This is a genomic window from Mesorhizobium sp. M4B.F.Ca.ET.214.01.1.1, from assembly GCF_004791545.1.
In the GTDB taxonomy this organism is placed as follows: Bacteria; Pseudomonadota; Alphaproteobacteria; order Rhizobiales; family Rhizobiaceae; genus Mesorhizobium; species Mesorhizobium abyssinicae.
Genome location: NZ_SRUX01000002.1, coordinates 479849 through 495419, shown reverse-complemented (window position 1 = coordinate 495419; position 15571 = coordinate 479849). Strand labels below are relative to the sequence as shown.

The following is a 15571-nucleotide window of genomic DNA, read 5'->3' as shown; positions in this document are numbered from 1 at the left end:
GCCGGCATCACCTGAGGATCCACACGCCAGGCTGCGCGGCAAATGGAGGCTGTAATGACCGCATGCATCGTCGGCTGGGCGCATTCGCGCTTCGGCAAGCTCGAGGGCGAGACGCTCGAGGGCCTGATCACCAAGGTCGCCGTCGAGGCGCTCGACCATGCCGGGATTGGTCCCGACGATGTCGACGAGATCGTGCTCGGCCATTTCAACGCTGGCTTCTCCGCGCAGGATTTTACCGCCAGTCTGGTTTTGCAGGCCGACGACCGGCTGCGCTTCAAGCCGGCGACGCGCGTCGAAAACGCCTGCGCCACCGGTTCGGCCGCCGTGAGGCAAGGTATCCGCGCCATCGACGCCAATGCGGCCCGCATTGTGCTGGTGGTCGGCGCCGAGCAGATGACCACCACGCCCGGCCCCGAGATCGGCAAAAACCTGCTCAAGGCCTCCTACCTGCCGGAGGATGGCGACACGCCCGCCGGCTTTGCCGGCGTCTTCGGCAAGATCGCGCAGGCCTATTTCCAGCGCTATGGCGACCAGTCGGATGCGCTCGCCATGATCGCCGCCAAGAACCACAAGAACGGCGTCGACAATCCTTACGCGCAGATGCGCAAGGATTTCGGCTTTGAATTCTGCCGCCAGGAAAGCGAGAAGAACCCGTTCGTCGCCGGTCCCTTGAAGCGCACCGACTGCTCGCTGGTTTCGGACGGCGCCGCCGCGCTTGTGCTCACCGACACCGCGACGGCGCTCAGGATGCGCCGCGCCGTCACCTTCCGCGCCAATGAGCACGTCCAGGATTTCCTGCCGATGTCGAAGCGCGACATCCTCGCCTTCGAGGGCTGCGAGCAGGCCTGGAACCAGGCGCTGAAGAAGGCCGGCGTGACGCTCGACGACCTCTCCTTCGTCGAGACGCATGACTGCTTCACCATCGCCGAACTGATCGAATACGAGGCGATGGGGCTGGCCAAGCCAGGCGAAGGCGCGAAGCTGGCGCTGGACGGCACCACGGCCAGGGACGGCCGCCTGCCGGTCAACCCCTCCGGCGGCCTTAAATCCAAGGGCCACCCGATCGGCGCCACCGGCGTGTCGATGCATGTGCTGACCGCCATGCAGCTCACCGGCGAGGCGGGCGGCATCCAGGTGCCGGGCGCCAAGCTCGGCGGCATCTTCAACATGGGTGGCGCTGCCGTTGCCAACTACGTTTCCATTCTCGACCGGATCAGGTAGAAGCGGCCCGCATTTAAAGCGGCGCCCTCTGGGCGCGCGCGTGCGGGAGGCAGCATGTCAAATCCGGTTCTGGTCGAGGTTTTGCGCGGCGCGGTGGTCGAAAGCGCCCATCGCGGCGCGGTCGCCGTGTTCGATGCTGACGGCAAGCCGTTGCTCGAAATCGGCGAGACGGTCCGCCCGGTGTTTCCGCGCTCGGCGGTGAAGGCGATCCAGGCGCTGCCATTGGTCGAAAGCGGTACGGCCGACGCCTATGGCTTCGGCGACCGCGAACTGGCGCTGGCCTGCGCCTCGCATACCGGCGAGGCCGCGCATGTCGAACTGGCGCAAGCCATGCTGGCGAAAGCCGGTCTCGACAAAACCGCGCTCGAATGCGGCGCGCATTGGCCGTCGAACCATGACGCCACCATAGCGCTTGCCCGTGCCGGCGGCGTGCCGAACGCGCTGCACAACAACTGCTCCGGCAAGCATGCCGGCTTCCTATGCACCTGCGTGCATGCGGGCATCGCCCATCGCGGCTACGTCAAGGCCGGCCACGCCCAGCAGGAGATGGTTCGCGATGCCATGCAGTCCGTGACCGGTGCCGCCCATGACGTCGACCACTGCGGCACCGACGGCTGTTCCATCCCGACCTATGCCGTGCCGCTAAAGAGCTTCGCGCTCGGCTTTGCCCGCATGGCGACGGGCAGGGGCTTTGCGCCGGAGCGGGCCAGGGCGGCGAAGCGGCTCTTGTCCGCCTGCATGGCCGAGCCCTTCCTGGTCTCCGGCAGCGGCGGCGCCGATGTCGCGCTGATGCAGGCGGCGCCCGGCCGCATCTTCGTCAAGACCGGTGCAGAGGGCGTCTATTGCGCCGCCGTTCCCGAGCTTGGCCTCGGCATTGCGCTGAAATGCGACGACGGCGCCGGCCGCGCCGCCGAGGTGATGATCGCCGCGGTGCTGGCCAGGCTGCTGCGTGGCGACGAAGGCCTCGCCGCAAAACTGATGGAGCTCGCCCATCGCCCCGTCGAAAGCCGGATTGGCGCCAAGGTTGGCACGCTACGGCCGACGGCTGCGCTCAACTGACGTGGTTGCGCTCAACGGTCAGATGCGCATAGCCGGCATTGCCTGACTGGGCGAGGTCGGCGGTCGCCGGATCGGCCCAGCGCTGGCCGACGATAGCGCCGTTCAGCGCGCCATCGATGACATTGTCCGAGATGATGGCCGTTTCTGCGCCCTCGACCACCGACACCGCAATGCCGGTCCCGGCCTTGCGGATGATGTTGCCGGTGGCAACGACATTGCGCAGATAAGGCCCCCAGCCGATCTGCATGCCATAGAGCGGCGCGTTCTCGACGACATTGCCCGACACGGTGGTGTCGGCCTCGACGCTGATGCCGACGCCGAAGCCGGGCGCGTCGGCGGGGTAGGGGCCGACCGTCGACAGGTTGCGCACGATGTTGTTCGCGCACACGCCCATGCGGCCGCCTTCGTTGAAATTGACGATCGAGATGCCGTTGGCGGCGCCGTCGATGATGTTGTTGCCGATGACCGCGCCTTCGAAGGAGAATTCCGAATAGAGCGCCGTCTCGCCCGAGCGCGAGCAGGTGTTGCCGGTGACCTGCAGATTGCTGGAGCTGTTGGCGCGGATCGCCGAGAAGGCGCAGTCCGAGACGATGTTGCCCGAGATCACGACATTGCCGGCGCGGAAGGCGTTGATGCCGTTGCCGTTCTGGCCGGTGCCGCCGCTCCTGGCGCCGATGCGCTCGACGCGGTTGCCACTGACGAGGGTGCCGTCTTCCGCCTGCTGCCAGCGATGCACGAGGATGCCGCCATTGGCGCAGTCGGAAACCGTATTGCCGGAGATCTCCAGCCCGCCGGCTTCGACCGAATAGATGCCGGCGTCCGCCGCGCCGGAAATGTCGCAACGCCCGACGCGGCCCGAAACATGCTCCAGCGCCAGCCCGTTCTTGCCGCTGCCGGTGACCTGGCAATTGTCGATGACGAGATGGCCGACGCGACGCAGGTCGAGCAGGCCTTGCGCATAGTCGGCCAGCCAGCGGTTCGAGCCGTCGAACACCAGCCCGCCGAGTTCGATATGCTCGGCCTGCTCGACCATCATCAGATGGCCGTTGCCGCCATAGACGATGCGCGTGGCGCCCGGCACGCCGCTCAGGCGCAGGCGCGCTGGCAGCTTGAGGTTGGACACGACATAGGTGCCCTGCGGCAAAAACACCGGCGCGTCGCGCTCGCTGGCGTCGTTGAGGAGCTTGGTGAAGGCCTTGCTCTGGTCGTCAAGCGTGCCTGGTTGCACGCCGAGCTCGGTGGCGTTGATCGAACCGCGCATCGAGGCTTTCGCGATGCCGGGCAGCACCTTGGCCGAGACTTTGCCAGCGCAAAGGCCCGCAATGGCAAAGCCGGCGGTCTGGGCGAGCAGCATTCGTCTGTTCAACATCGGCACAGGTCCTGGCGTTTGCCATCCCTGTCGCAGGAATCGTGCCAGGCCTGCCGTCGGACTACAGCTTGTACAGAGGCGGCACCGGGCCTAAGTTCATTGCATGAGCAGAGCTTTTACCCGCGAAGAAGACAGCGAAAACGCCATCGCCGGCATTGGCGAGCGTCCGATCAGCCAGCACCGCAACCTGGTGACGGAGCGTGGCTTGGCAATGATCGATCAGGAACTCGAAGGACTGCGCGACGAATTGGGCAAGGCCGAGAGGCGAGCCGACCGCGAGCGCATCGCGCTCGTGTCGCGCGACCTGCGCTACTGGACCGCCAGGCGCGAGAGTGCGGAGCTTTCCGTGCCCGAGCCCGGCAGCGACGTGGTCCGCTTCGGCATGGGCGTCACGCTGGAAGGCGATGACGGCAAGAAAGTGCACTGGAAGATCGTCGGCGAGGACGAGGCCGATCCCTCAAAGGGCAGCATTTCCCATGTCTCGCCGATGGCAGTGGCGCTGTTCGGCAAGAAGCTTGGCGACATCGCGTCGGTCAACGGCAAGGAGTGGGAGATCACCAAGCTTTCGGACAAGGCTGAGAGCTAGTCTTCCAGCCTGACGACATGGTCGCGGAAGAATGCCGCGGCCCCGGCTTCGTCGATTTCACCCGCTGCAACCATCATCACCATTTGGATGACGTCCTCCTGCTCGGCCTCGACACTCAATCCATTGAAGTAGAGAAACAAATCGGCTGCGGCAAAAGCGGTGCGCTTGTTGCCGTCGACGAATGGGTGGTTCTTTGCGATGCCAAAGAGATAAGCGGCCGCCAGTTCGCAAAGATCGGGCTCTCCATAGGCCTCCTTCTGCTGAGGCCTAGCAAGCGCTGATTCCAGCATGCCTTCGTCACGAATGCCCGGCGCACCGCCGTGAAGGCGCAACTGCTCGGCGTGCATCGCCTCCACGAATTCTCGCGAATGATGCGCGGTCATTTCGCGAGCGCGCGGTAGGCAACCTCGTATTTCTTCATCCGCTCACGCGCGATCTTCATCTTGCGTTCGAATTCTTCGGCAGAGTCCTCAAGGCGGCGCAAGCGAAGCTCCTGACCCTCCTGGACGACGACCACATTGTCGCCCGCCTTCAGGTTCACCCGGTCGAGAAGTTCCTTCGGCAGGATCAGCCCTTCGGAATTGCCGATTTTGCGAATGGTCGTGTTCATGACGGATCATCCTGTTGCAACGCCGATTATAACGCCAGACGCCGATTGTTGCAACAGGAATTATAACGGCCTCATGCCGCCGCCAGCAAGCGGTCCATAAGCCTGTCCGCCGCTTCTGGAATGACCGTGCCCGGCGGGAAGATTTCCGCCGCACCCGCCTTCAGCACCGCATCATAGTCCTGCGGCGGGATCACGCCGCCGGCGACGATCAGCATGTCGCCATGGCCGAGCTTCTTCAGCGCTTCCTTGAGCTCAGGAATGAGCGTCAAATGTCCGGCCGCGAGCGAGGAGGCGCCGATGATGTCGACGTCGTGCTGGACCGCCAGTTTCGCGATCTCCTCGGGCGTCTGGAACATCGGACCGACGGTGACGTCGAAGCCGAGATCGGCAAAGGCGGTGGCGATCACCTTCTGCCCGCGGTCATGGCCGTCCTGACCCATCTTGGCAACCAGGATACGTGGCTTGCCACCGGATTTCTCCTCAAACGTCGCGATCTTGTCCTGCAGCCTGTCGACCGCCGGATTGTCGCCGAGCGCATCGCGGTAGACGCCGGAGATCGTCTGCACCGAGGCGACATGACGCCCAAAAACCTTTTCCAGCGCCAGCGAAATCTCGCCGACGGTCGCTTTGGCGCGCGCCGCGCGGATGGCGAATTCAAGCAGGTTCTCGTCGTCCTCGGCCGCCCGCGTCAACGCGGCAAGCGCGCCCTCGACCGCGCCGACGTCGCGCGTGCCCTTCAGCCGCTGCAGCTTCGCCAACTGCCTGGCCTTGACCTCGGCATTGTCGATCTTCAGCACGTCGACCTCGATGTCGGTTTGCGGCCGATGCGCGTTGACGCCGACCAGCGTCTGCTCGCCGGAATCGATGCGTGCCTGGGTGCGGGCCGCGGCCTCCTCGATGCGCAGCTTCGGAATGCCTTTCTCGATCGCCGCCGCCATGCCGCCGAGGCTCTCGACCTCCTCGATGTGAGCGAGCGCGCGCGCCGCCAGATCCTGCGTCAGCCGCTCGACGAAGGCCGAGCCGCCCCACGGGTCGACGATGCGCGTGGTGCCGGATTCCTTCTGCAGGATGAGCTGCGTGTTGCGGGCGATGCGGGCCGAATGGTCGGTCGGCAGCGCCATCGCCTCGTCGAAGGAATTGGTATGCAGCGACTGCGTATGCCCCTGCGTCGCCGCCATCGCCTCGATCATCGTGCGGGTGATGTTGTTGTAGGGATCCTGCGCCGTCAGTGACCAGCCTGACGTCTGGCAGTGCGTGCGCAGCGACAGCGAGCGCTCGTCCTTGGGCGCAAAATTCTTCTTCATCAGGCTCGACCACAGCAGGCGCGCGGCCCTGAGCTTGGCGACCTCCATGAAGAAGTCCATGCCGACGGCCCAGAAGAAGGAAAGCCGCGGCGCGAAGCGGTCGATGTCGAGCCCGGCAGCGACGCCGGCGCGGGCATATTCGATGCCGTCGGCGATGGTGTAGGCGAGCTCGAGGTCCGCCGTCGCGCCGGCCTCCTGCATATGGTAGCCCGAGATCGAGATCGAGTTGAACTTCGGCATGTTGCGCGACGTGTAGGCGAAGATGTCCGACACGATCCGCATCGAGGGTTTCGGCGGGTAGATGTAGGTGTTGCGGACCATGAACTCCTTCAGAATGTCGTTCTGAATGGTCCCAGCGAGATCCTTTTGCGCAACTCCCTGTTCCTCCGCCGCCACGATGTAGAGCGCCATGACCGGCAGCACCGCGCCGTTCATGGTCATCGACACCGTCATTTCGCCGAGCGGAATGCCGTCGAACAGCTGGCGCATGTCGAGGATGGAATCGATGGCGACTCCCGCCATGCCGACATCGCCTGCGACGCGAGGATGGTCGCTGTCATAACCGCGATGCGTGGCGAGATCGAAAGCGACCGACAGGCCCTTCTGCCCGGCCGCCAGGTTGCGCCGGTAGAAGGCGTTCGACTCTTCCGCCGTTGAGAAGCCGGCATATTGCCGGATCGTCCAGGGCTGCTGGACGTACATTGTCGGGTAGGGGCCGCGCACGAAGGGCGCCAAGCCGGGATAGGTATCGAGATTGGCGAGGCCCTTGAGATCGCCCTGCATGTAGAGATGCTTCACGGCGATGCCTTCCGGCGTCATCCGCTGGCCCTTGAGCTCGACCGGCGCGCGGCGCGGAGCAGACCAGCCGATCTGGCTGAAATCGGGGATCATGCGCCGGCTCCGATCGACTGATCGATGCGCACCGGAAACAGCGGCTCGCAGGTCGCGACGCCTTCCGTCAGCGCCGGTCGCCGCTCCGCCGCCAGTGTTTCGACCGGGCGTTCGCTGCCCGCGCGGAACAGTGTCGTGCCGACGATAGCGCGCGCGCCCGTCCGGTATTCGGCGTTGCGCTTCGCAGCGGCGGTCTGGACGCGGTTCTGGATGTAGCCTTGCTGCAGGCTCGCCAGCACGCCGCCTTCGGCCTCGATGCGCTGGAATTCTTGCCAGGCGACCGCGCAGAGATCATTGGTCAGCGCCTCGACGGCGCCCGATCCGCCAGCGGGGTCGGCGACGTGATCGACGTGGCTTTCCTCGGCCATGATCAGCTGCGCGTTGCGGGCGACGCGGCGGGCAAAGCCGGCCGGCAGCCCATGCGCGATTGTGTGTGGCAGGATGGAGATCGAATCGGCCCCGCCGGCGGCGGCCGCGAAACAGGCGATCGCCGTGCGCAATATGTTGGTCTCCGGGTCCGCCGCCGTCATCATGCGATAGGACGTCTCGGCGTGGATGCTGGCCGTCGAGGCCGGGATCGAGCAGGCTTCCTGGATCCGCGCCCACAGCCGGCGCAAGGCGCGCACCTTGGCCATCGACAGCAACTGGTCCTGGTCGACGCTGAGCGCGAAGCCGATATGGGGTGCGGCATAGACCAGCGGCTGGCGCGCCTTCTCGAACATCCTGAGATAGGAGACCGCCGACGCCATCATCGTGCCGAGCTCCTGGGCCTCGGTGGCGCCGGCATTGTGGAAGACGCGCCCGTCGGCCTCGAGCAGCACGCCGGGCACTCCCATCGAGAAGAAATGCGCCATCGACTGCGGCATCGATTCCTGCAGCGCCTCGATCGACATGCGCAGCCGGCCGGTGCCGGCGAAGATCGCCGCCGGATCGATGCCGAAGGAAAGGTTGAGCTTGGCCGGATCGGAGCGGCGCTTGCCCAGGAATGCCACCAGCCAGTCGGCCACCGCACGGCTCCAGGGATGGGCATCGATGCGGACCTGGACGCGGTTGAGCGGCACGCCGTCGAGCACCGCTTCCAGCGCCTCGGCCGTTCGCGGCAGGCCATAGCCGAAAGCGTTCGGCGCGCCCTCGAAAACCAGTGACAGACCGGTCGCCCCTTGCGCGACATCGTCCAGTGCCTGCGCCTTGGCGCGGCCAATATCCGGATCGTCGACGCGCTGGCTGACGATCCAGGGCGCTCCCGGATTTGCCCTGACCATCGGTTCGGCCGTGGCCGAGCGCTCATAGAGCGGCTCGATGCGGATGCCGTCGTCGCTGTGGGAAACCAGCCTGTCCTCGAAGGAGCCGCCGGCAAGCGCCTTTTCGGCGAGCGCCAGCCAGCGCTGGCGGTCAGCGTTCTGAAGGTCGACTTCCCTGGTCAAGGCGCCGGCGCCCATCCGCACTCCTGATTTTTCTGCCGCATCAATTCGAACCGTCAGTCTAAGGTTCCCTGTCCGATATCACAATGCGCCACGCATGCGGCCGGGTGAACCACCGACCGATTGCCAAACATGCGCAAAGTCCGCAAGCTGCAGGAAGCCCGGCAAGTCGGGATTTGCGTTCGGTTCCAACTCCGACTGAAAGCCCGATTCGCGATTGGAGCATTGTCGCTGCCGTGTCGCCTCACTATACCTCAGCGAGGGCCCTTTGCTTTTAACTTCATCAGGTTGCGGAGACCGGACATATGGCTGACGACAAGAGCATTTTCATCGGCGCCAGCCGCAAGCCCGACGACAGCTATCAGCGCCCCGAGCAGCTTCTGCTGCGATATGGCAACCGCCACGGCCTGGTCACCGGCGCCACCGGCACCGGCAAGACGGTCAGCCTGCAAATCCTCGCCGAGGGTTTTTCCAACGCCGGCGTGCCGGTCTTCTGCGCCGACATCAAGGGCGATCTTTCCGGCATCGCCATGATGGGCGAGGCCAAGGATTTCCTGGTCAAGCGCGCCGAGCAGATCAAGCTCGACCCTTACGACTTCCAGGAATTCCCGGTCATCTTCTGGGACCTGTTCGGCGAACAGGGCCACCCGATTCGCGCCACGACTTCGGAGATGGGACCGCTCTTGCTGTCGCGGCTGATGAACCTAACCGAAGCGCAGGAAGGCATCATGAACATCGCCTTCCGCATCGCCGACGAGGAAGGCCTGCTTCTGCTCGACCTCAAGGATCTGCAGGCGCTGCTCGCCAACATCGCCGAGCGCGCCGATGAGCTCAGCGCCCGCTACGGCAATGTCACCAAGCCGTCCGTCGGCGCCATCCAGCGCACGCTGCTGGTGCTGGAACAGCAGGGCGCGGCGAATTTCTTCGGCGAGCCGGCGCTGCGCATCGCCGACATCATGCGCACCACCCGCGACGGCCGTGGCGCCATCAGCGTGCTGGCCGCCGACAAGCTGATGATGAACCCGCGCCTCTACGCCACCTTCCTGCTCTGGCTGATGTCGGAGCTGTTCGAGGAATTGCCCGAGGTCGGCGATCCGGACAAGCCGAAGCTGGTCTTCTTCTTCGACGAGGCGCATCTGTTGTTCGAGGACGCGCCGAAGGTGCTGGTCGACCGCGTCGAGCAGGTGGTGCGGCTGATCCGCTCCAAGGGTGTCGGCGTCTATTTCGTCACCCAGAACCCGCTGGATATTCCCGAGAAGGTTCTGGCCCAGCTCGGCAACCGCGTCCAGCATGCCCTGCGCGCCTACACTCCGCGCGAACAGCAGGCGGTGAGGACGGCGGCCGAGACGTTCCGCCCCAATCCCGATTTCGACTGCATGACCGCGATCACCCAGCTCGGCACCGGCGAGGCGCTGGTTTCGACGCTGGAGGCCAAGGGCGTGCCCTCCATGGTCCAGCGCACGCTGATCCGGCCGCCGTCGTCGCGGCTCGGCCCGATCACGCCGGACGAGCGCCGCCAGTTGATCGGGGAAAGCCCGGTCTCGGGCCAATACGACCAGGTGATCGACCGCGAATCGGCCTTCGAGCTGTTGCAGAAGAAGGCGAAAGAGGCGCAGGAGGCCGAAGAGCAGGCGCAACAGGCCGACAGCGGCCGCTCGCGCTGGACGATTCCCGGTTTTGGCGACGATCCCGCTCCGCAGTCCGGCGGCCGCCGCGCCCCGGCGCCACGCCCCTCGAACCGCCAGACGGTGGCCGAAGCGGCGATCAAGTCGGTGGTGCGCTCGGTCGGCTCGTCTGTCGGCCGCGCGATCGTGCGCGGGATCCTGGGGAGCCTGGCCAGGGGGCGGTAGGATGTCTGCACGAGAAGGGCGGAGGTCGCTTCAAGCGCGGTGACAGAGCGCTGCCGTGATCAATCCTTCCTGCGTTATGGCGAGCAGGAAGCCGCGGCGAAGTACCAGGCGAACTGGCTCAGATTCGCGATGACGGATTCACACCGGGATGAGCGGAGCGACCTCACACCGGGATGAGCGGAGCCACCTCACGGTCCGATGGCCGGTCGCTCGCCGCGAGGCCAGCCAGCACACCGGCACGATCGGCAGCGTTGCGGTTCTGGCTCATCTTGCGCTTGCCTTCGAGCCGCGTGATCGGCATGCGCAGGCCAATAATCCCCTTCAGTTGCGCCTGGATGAAATCCGGCGGCGCATCCGATACGGCCCAGGGCGAGGCGCGGCCGCCTTCGTGGAGGGTGGTGAGACGCGTCACCACGTCGAGCAGCCTGTCGGCATCGTCGAAGAATTCAATCGGTCCATAGGCATGGACGGCGACATAGTTCCAGGTCGGCACGACCTTCCCGGTTTCCTGCTTGGCCTGATACCACGCCGGCGTCACATAGGCGTCCGGTCCCATGAAGATCGCCAGGCCGTCGCCCAATACCGGTGCGCGCCACTGCGGATTTGCCTTCGCGACATGGCCGTAGATCACGCCGTGCTCGCCCTCGTTCTCGTCGAGAAGAAGTGGCAACGGCGTCGCCTGCGGTCCTTCCGCCGTGGCGGTGACCAGCGTCGCCAGACGCGCCGCGCGGATCGTTGCTCTCAGGCTCTCCTTGTCGTCATCACGGAAGGCGGGCGGTATGTACATGGCAAAACTCCTTGCGTTGCAGGCGACGATGCCGCAAGTCTGGCTTGGTGGAAATATCCAGTTTCGCAGGTTCTCTGTGGTCCAGTTGGAGAAGGATGGCGTCGCGCGCCGGATCATCGCGGCGATCAAGGCGCAGGTGCACAGCGGCGCCTATCGGCCTGGCGACCGCCTGCCGTCGACGCGGGTCTTTGCCGCCGAATGGGGCGCCTCACGCACCACGGTGACGGCCGCCTATAGCCAGCTCGACGCCGAAGGCTATCTGATCATCCGGCCGGGAGCACGCGCGATCGTGGCCTCGGGGCTGGAGGCGCCGTCGATGGAGACGCCCCTCGAGGCCGCTCAGCCCCGCAACCTGTCGGCATTCGCCCGCCGCCTCGTGGCCCTGCCTGCGCCGGCGGAAATGCAGCCGGCCAAGCTTGCCGATTTCCGCTATGGCGACCTGTCCGGGGCGGACTTCCCGGTGCTGGCCTGGCGGCGGGCGTCGAACAAAGCCATTTTGCGACGCCCCGCTCGGCTGCGCTATGGCGACCCTCAGGGGTCCCTTGCCGCCCGCGGCGCGCTTCAGGGCTATCTCTGGCGCGCTCGCGGCATCAATTGCACGCCGGACCAGATCGTCATCGTCAACGGCTCCCAGCAAGGGCTCGACCTCTGCGCGCGGCTGCTGCTTGACCCCGGCGACCCGTTTGTGATCGAGAACCCGGGCTATCTGCTGGCCCGCAATGCCTTCGCGGCGGCAGGCGGCATCGCCGTGCCCGTTGCGGTCGACGCCGACGGGCTGAGGACGGATGCCTTGCCGCCGGCCCGCCTTGCTTGCGTGACGCCGTCGCATCAGTTTCCGCTCGGTAGCGTGCTTTCCGCGACGCGCCGGCGCGCCCTCCTGGCCTGGGCCAAGGCCACAGGCGCCTACATCGTCGAGGACGATTATGATGGCGAATACCGTCACGACATCTCCCCCATCCCGCCGCTGCAGGCCCTCGATCCTGACTCCGTCATCTATATCGGCACGCTGTCCAAGACGCTTTCGCCGACCCTGAGGCTCGGCTATCTCGTCGTTCCCGCCAGCCTCACCCGGGCGTTTAGCGAGGCGAAACGGCTGACCGACCGGCATGCTCCGATGCTGGAACAAGACATACTGGGCGACCTGCTGGCGAGCGGCGCTTATGAGCGTCACGTCCGCAGCATACGCAGGAAGAACGCCGAGCGCAGGGAGGCCCTGCTGCAGGCGTTGTCCGAACATCTGGGTGCAGGAGTCTCCGTCGCGGGAGCCGACACCGGACTGCATGTCGTCGCCTGGATGAACGGCATCGATGCCGAACGCGAGCCGGCGATCATCGCGGCTGCGCGCGCCGCCGGGATCGGCCTCTATCCGGTATCGCCGCTCTATGACCCAACCGAGCCGCGACCTGAAACGGCCGGCTTCATCCTCGGCTATGCAGGGCTCGACGTGGAGGTACTGAGACGCGGTGTTGCAATGCTGGCGACTGTGCTGGCCGCGCACCGCTGACGAGATTCAGGCTTCAGAAGAGCTCGTCGGTATCGCGCCTGATCGGCCCAAGCAGGATCGATCCATCGGGCACGCCGGCGTCGATCGGAATGGCTTTGCGATTGGCGCTCGCCACCATCGGCTGGCCGACATCGGCGGTAACGATCACCGGCGTCTTCGAGGGCACGCGATCGTAGAGATCGATGATGTCCTGGTTGATCAGGCGAACGCAGCCCGACGACACCGACTTGCCGATCGAGTTCCATTCCGGCGAGCCGTGCAGGCGGTAGAGCGTGTCCACATTCCCCTGGAACAGATAGAGCGCGCGCGCGCCGAGCGGGTTCTTCAGCCCGCCGGGCATGCCGCCATTGTCGGCGCTGTACTCCCTCAGCTCCGGCTGGCGGGCGACCATCTCGTCCGGCGGCGTCCATTTTGGCCACTTCTGCTTCCACTGCACCACCGCGTCGCCCGCCCATTCGAAGCCGGCACGGCCGAGGCCGACGCCGTAGCGGATCGCCTGGCCGCCCTCACGCACCAGATAGAGGTGATGGCCGGTCGTATCGACGACGATGGTGCCCGGCTTCTGGCCAGTCGGATCGGGAACGATCTGGCGCAGGAATTGCGGATCGATCTTCTGGAACGGTATGGCCGGCACTTCGAAACCGCTGTCCGAGATCGGGCCGTACATCGTCGCATAGTCGCCCAGCGGCGGCTCGACATAGGCCGGCGGCGGCGGCTCGACTGGTTCCGGCCTCGTCGTGGCGCAAGCCGAAACGGCGACCGAGGCGGCGCCGAGCGCCGCGGCATTGAGAAAGCCGCGGCGGCTGAGGCGAAGGGAGGACGGATCGGATGTGAACATGGTTGCCTTTTTTAGGTCTCAAGTCGCAACAAAGCATAAATGCGCCGGTGCGGACTGTTAACGGGAGCACTCTCGCCTTTAACAGTTGGCGGCGATAGGCGGTTCCGATTCTGGCCTCAGGGTGGACAAACAAAGGCAAAGCTGTGACCGCATCCGGCCTGTTGCGCCACGGCCACATGCGGCCTGGCGACCCCAAGCTATGTTGAGATCCAGGTCAAGTCGGCATCCCCTGAATACCAACCTACCTCAAGCGGTCAGCAGGCCTTCGAGCGACGGCAGGATCAATCCCGGCATGAAATCGCGGTATTCGTCAGGCTGGTTGGCGCGGTTGATCCACACCGTGCGGAAGCCGAACTTGGCGGCCCCCGCCACGTCCCAGCGGTTGGACGATTGGAACGACACCGCATCCGGATAGAGGCGCCAGCCGGTGGTCACCATGTCGTAGGTCGAGGGGTCGGTCTTGAAGCGCCTGACTTGATCGACGGAAAAGATGTCGTCCAGCACCTGGTCGAGCGCGGCCGACTTGACCGCAGCTTCGAGCATCTCGGGCGAGCCGTTGGAGAGGATTGCCAGCCGAGCGCCGGACGCCTTGAGCGCCTTGAGCACGGCCGGCACCTCCGGATAGCAGTCGAGCCGCCAGTAAGCCTCAAGCAGCTTGGCCCGCAGCCCCCTGTCGACCGAGGGTACCTTGCGCAGGGCGAAATCCAGCGCCTGCTCGGTCAATTGCCAGAAGTCGGCATAGGCGCCCATCAGCGTCCTGACCCAGGAATATTCGAGCTGCTTGGCGCGCCAGATGTCGGAGAGCAGCTGGCCGTCCGGCCCGATCTCGCCGGCATGGCGGCGCACGGCGGCATGCACGTCGAACAACGTGCCGTAGGCGTCGAAAACATAAGCCGCATGGTGCATGCGACAGTTGTGAGGCGAGGGCAGGCGGAGCGCAAGCGTTGATTGCGGCCAGCGCCAATCGATGCTTGCGGATAGCCGCCAGGCCAAGAGCCGCAGGCCTCAACAAATCTCCGCGATACCGGTTGACTGCGGCCTTCAAAGCATCTTCCTATGCCCGCTTCGCGAAAAGCATCTGGACGGAACGAGCAATGACACTGGCGGCAGCGGCGCAATCCGCGACATGGACCTTCGTCGACGGCGACTGGCATGAAGGCAATGTCGCCATTCTCGGCCCCCGCAGCCACGCCATGTGGCTCGGCACCAGCGTCTTCGACGGCGCCCGCTGGTTCGAGGGCGTGGCGCCCGACCTCGAGCTTCACGCCGCCCGGGTGAACGCCTCGGCCATCGCGCTCGGCCTGAAACCCACCATGACCACCGACAAGATCGTCGGGCTGACCTGGGATGGCCTGAAGAAGTTCGACGGCAAGACGGCGGTCTATATCAGGCCGATGTACTGGGCCGAGCATGGCGGCTACATGGGCGTGCCGGCCGATCCGGCCTCGACCCGCTTCTGCCTTTGCCTCTACGAATCGCCGATGATCTCGCCGGCTGGCTTTTCGATCACCTTGTCGCCGTTCCGGCGGCCGAGCATCGAGACCATGCCGACCAACGCCAAGGCCGGCTGCCTCTATCCCAACAACGGCCGCGCCATCCTCGAGGCCAAGATGCGCGGCTTCGACAATGCGCTGGTGCTGGACATGCTGGGCAACGTCGCCGAGACCGGAACCTCGAACATCTTCCTGGTCAAGGACGGCCATGTGCTGACGCCGGCGGCGAACGGCACCTTCCTGTCCGGCATCACCCGTTCGCGCACGATAAACCTGCTCGGCGACTACGGCTTCAAGACCACCGAAAGGACGCTCTCGGTGCGCGAATTCCTCGAAGCGGACGAGATCTTCTCCACCGGCAACCACTCCAAGATCGTGCCGATCACCCGCATCGAGGAGCGCAACCTCCAGCCCGGGCCGGTCGCCAAGAAGGCGCGCGAGCTCTACTGGGACTGGGCGCATTCGGCGTCCGCCGCCTGATCCGCGGCCGGGCTTTCCTTTCACGCGGCCACCTGCTGCAAAACCATGTGACACTCTTCCGGAACCTCTCTAGAAAGGGAACCGGCGCTTCATTCCGGAGTTGTCCCCAACCATTCCAGACCTATCTTAGTCCGGTATCGACACCGGATTTTCCATGA

Annotated in this window: 14 protein-coding genes; 6 read left to right on the top strand and 8 right to left on the bottom strand. The window is 65.5% G+C overall.

What is annotated here, in order from left to right; all coding sequences use genetic code 11:
* Nucleotides 1–54: 54 nt before the first annotated feature.
* Both EN857_RS05695 and EN857_RS05690 read left to right on the top strand, forming a co-directional pair.
* Nucleotides 55–1221: an acetyl-CoA acetyltransferase gene (locus tag EN857_RS05695; protein WP_127393554.1), complete on the top strand. Its 1167-nt coding sequence runs from the start codon at nucleotides 55–57 to the stop codon at nucleotides 1219–1221.
* 54 nt (nucleotides 1222–1275) lie between these two features.
* Nucleotides 1276–2280: an asparaginase gene (locus EN857_RS05690; RefSeq protein ID WP_127311124.1), complete on the top strand. Its 1005-nt coding sequence runs from the start codon at nucleotides 1276–1278 to the stop codon at nucleotides 2278–2280.
* On the opposite strand, the gene EN857_RS05685 is transcribed toward EN857_RS05690, so the two are convergent.
* Nucleotides 2273–3649, bottom strand: a complete 1377-nt coding sequence (locus tag EN857_RS05685) for a TIGR03808 family TAT-translocated repetitive protein (protein WP_127283085.1) — start codon at nucleotides 3647–3649, stop codon at nucleotides 2273–2275. The genes EN857_RS05690 and EN857_RS05685 overlap by 8 nt on opposite strands.
* 103 nt (nucleotides 3650–3752) lie before the next feature.
* Between EN857_RS05685 and greA the strand changes: the two genes are divergently transcribed.
* Nucleotides 3753–4235 (top strand): transcription elongation factor GreA, encoded by a 483-nt coding sequence (gene greA / locus EN857_RS05680; protein ID WP_127283086.1) that lies wholly within the window; start codon nucleotides 3753–3755, stop codon nucleotides 4233–4235.
* Here the strand turns inward: greA and EN857_RS05675 are convergent.
* The 4 genes from EN857_RS05675 to EN857_RS05660 all read right to left on the bottom strand — a co-directional run bounded on the left by EN857_RS05675 (nucleotide 4232) and on the right by EN857_RS05660 (nucleotide 8479).
* Nucleotides 4232–4618, bottom strand: coding sequence for a type II toxin-antitoxin system death-on-curing family toxin (locus EN857_RS05675; RefSeq protein ID WP_127283087.1), 387 nt, complete (start codon nucleotides 4616–4618; stop codon nucleotides 4232–4234). The genes greA and EN857_RS05675 overlap by 4 nt on opposite strands.
* Nucleotides 4615–4845: an AbrB/MazE/SpoVT family DNA-binding domain-containing protein gene (locus tag EN857_RS05670; RefSeq protein ID WP_127283088.1), complete on the bottom strand. Its 231-nt coding sequence runs from the start codon at nucleotides 4843–4845 to the stop codon at nucleotides 4615–4617. Before EN857_RS05670 ends, EN857_RS05675 begins: the two co-directional genes overlap by 4 nt.
* A gap of 71 nt (nucleotides 4846–4916) precedes the next feature.
* A complete protein-coding gene (gene scpA, locus EN857_RS05665; RefSeq protein WP_127283089.1) occupies nucleotides 4917–7040 on the bottom strand; it encodes a methylmalonyl-CoA mutase in 2124 nt (707 codons plus the stop codon).
* Nucleotides 7037–8479 (bottom strand): methylmalonyl-CoA mutase subunit beta, encoded by a 1443-nt coding sequence (locus EN857_RS05660; protein WP_128346297.1) that lies wholly within the window; start codon nucleotides 8477–8479, stop codon nucleotides 7037–7039. Before EN857_RS05660 ends, scpA begins: the two co-directional genes overlap by 4 nt.
* Before the next feature lie 287 nt (nucleotides 8480–8766).
* Between EN857_RS05660 and EN857_RS05655 the strand changes: the two genes are divergently transcribed.
* Entirely contained in the window at nucleotides 8767–10311 is a 1545-nt protein-coding gene (locus tag EN857_RS05655) for a helicase HerA-like C-terminal domain-containing protein (protein WP_135858084.1), read from the top strand.
* A 163-nt stretch (nucleotides 10312–10474) separates the two neighbouring features.
* On the opposite strand, the gene EN857_RS05650 is transcribed toward EN857_RS05655, so the two are convergent.
* Entirely contained in the window at nucleotides 10475–11098 is a 624-nt protein-coding gene (locus tag EN857_RS05650; protein WP_135858082.1) for an FMN-binding negative transcriptional regulator, read from the bottom strand.
* Here EN857_RS05650 and EN857_RS05645 point away from each other — a divergent pair.
* The gene (locus tag EN857_RS05645; protein WP_245493351.1) at nucleotides 11097–12602 is read left to right on the top strand and encodes a PLP-dependent aminotransferase family protein; all 1506 of its coding nucleotides are present in this window, start codon (nucleotides 11097–11099) and stop codon (nucleotides 12600–12602) included. The genes EN857_RS05650 and EN857_RS05645 overlap by 2 nt on opposite strands.
* Nucleotides 12603–12615: 13 nt before the next feature.
* Here EN857_RS05645 and EN857_RS05640 read toward each other — a convergent pair whose 3' ends face one another.
* Both EN857_RS05640 and EN857_RS05635 read right to left on the bottom strand, forming a co-directional pair.
* Entirely contained in the window at nucleotides 12616–13440 is an 825-nt protein-coding gene (locus tag EN857_RS05640; RefSeq protein WP_127392293.1) for a L,D-transpeptidase, read from the bottom strand.
* A gap of 246 nt (nucleotides 13441–13686) precedes the next feature.
* Nucleotides 13687–14346 (bottom strand): haloacid dehalogenase type II, encoded by a 660-nt coding sequence (locus EN857_RS05635; RefSeq protein ID WP_127392294.1) that lies wholly within the window; start codon nucleotides 14344–14346, stop codon nucleotides 13687–13689.
* A 188-nt stretch (nucleotides 14347–14534) separates the two neighbouring features.
* Here EN857_RS05635 and EN857_RS05630 point away from each other — a divergent pair, with 188 nt between their 5' ends.
* Nucleotides 14535–15413, top strand: coding sequence for a branched-chain amino acid aminotransferase (locus EN857_RS05630; RefSeq protein ID WP_127283095.1), 879 nt, complete (start codon nucleotides 14535–14537; stop codon nucleotides 15411–15413).
* Nucleotides 15414–15571: the final 158 nt, after the last annotated feature.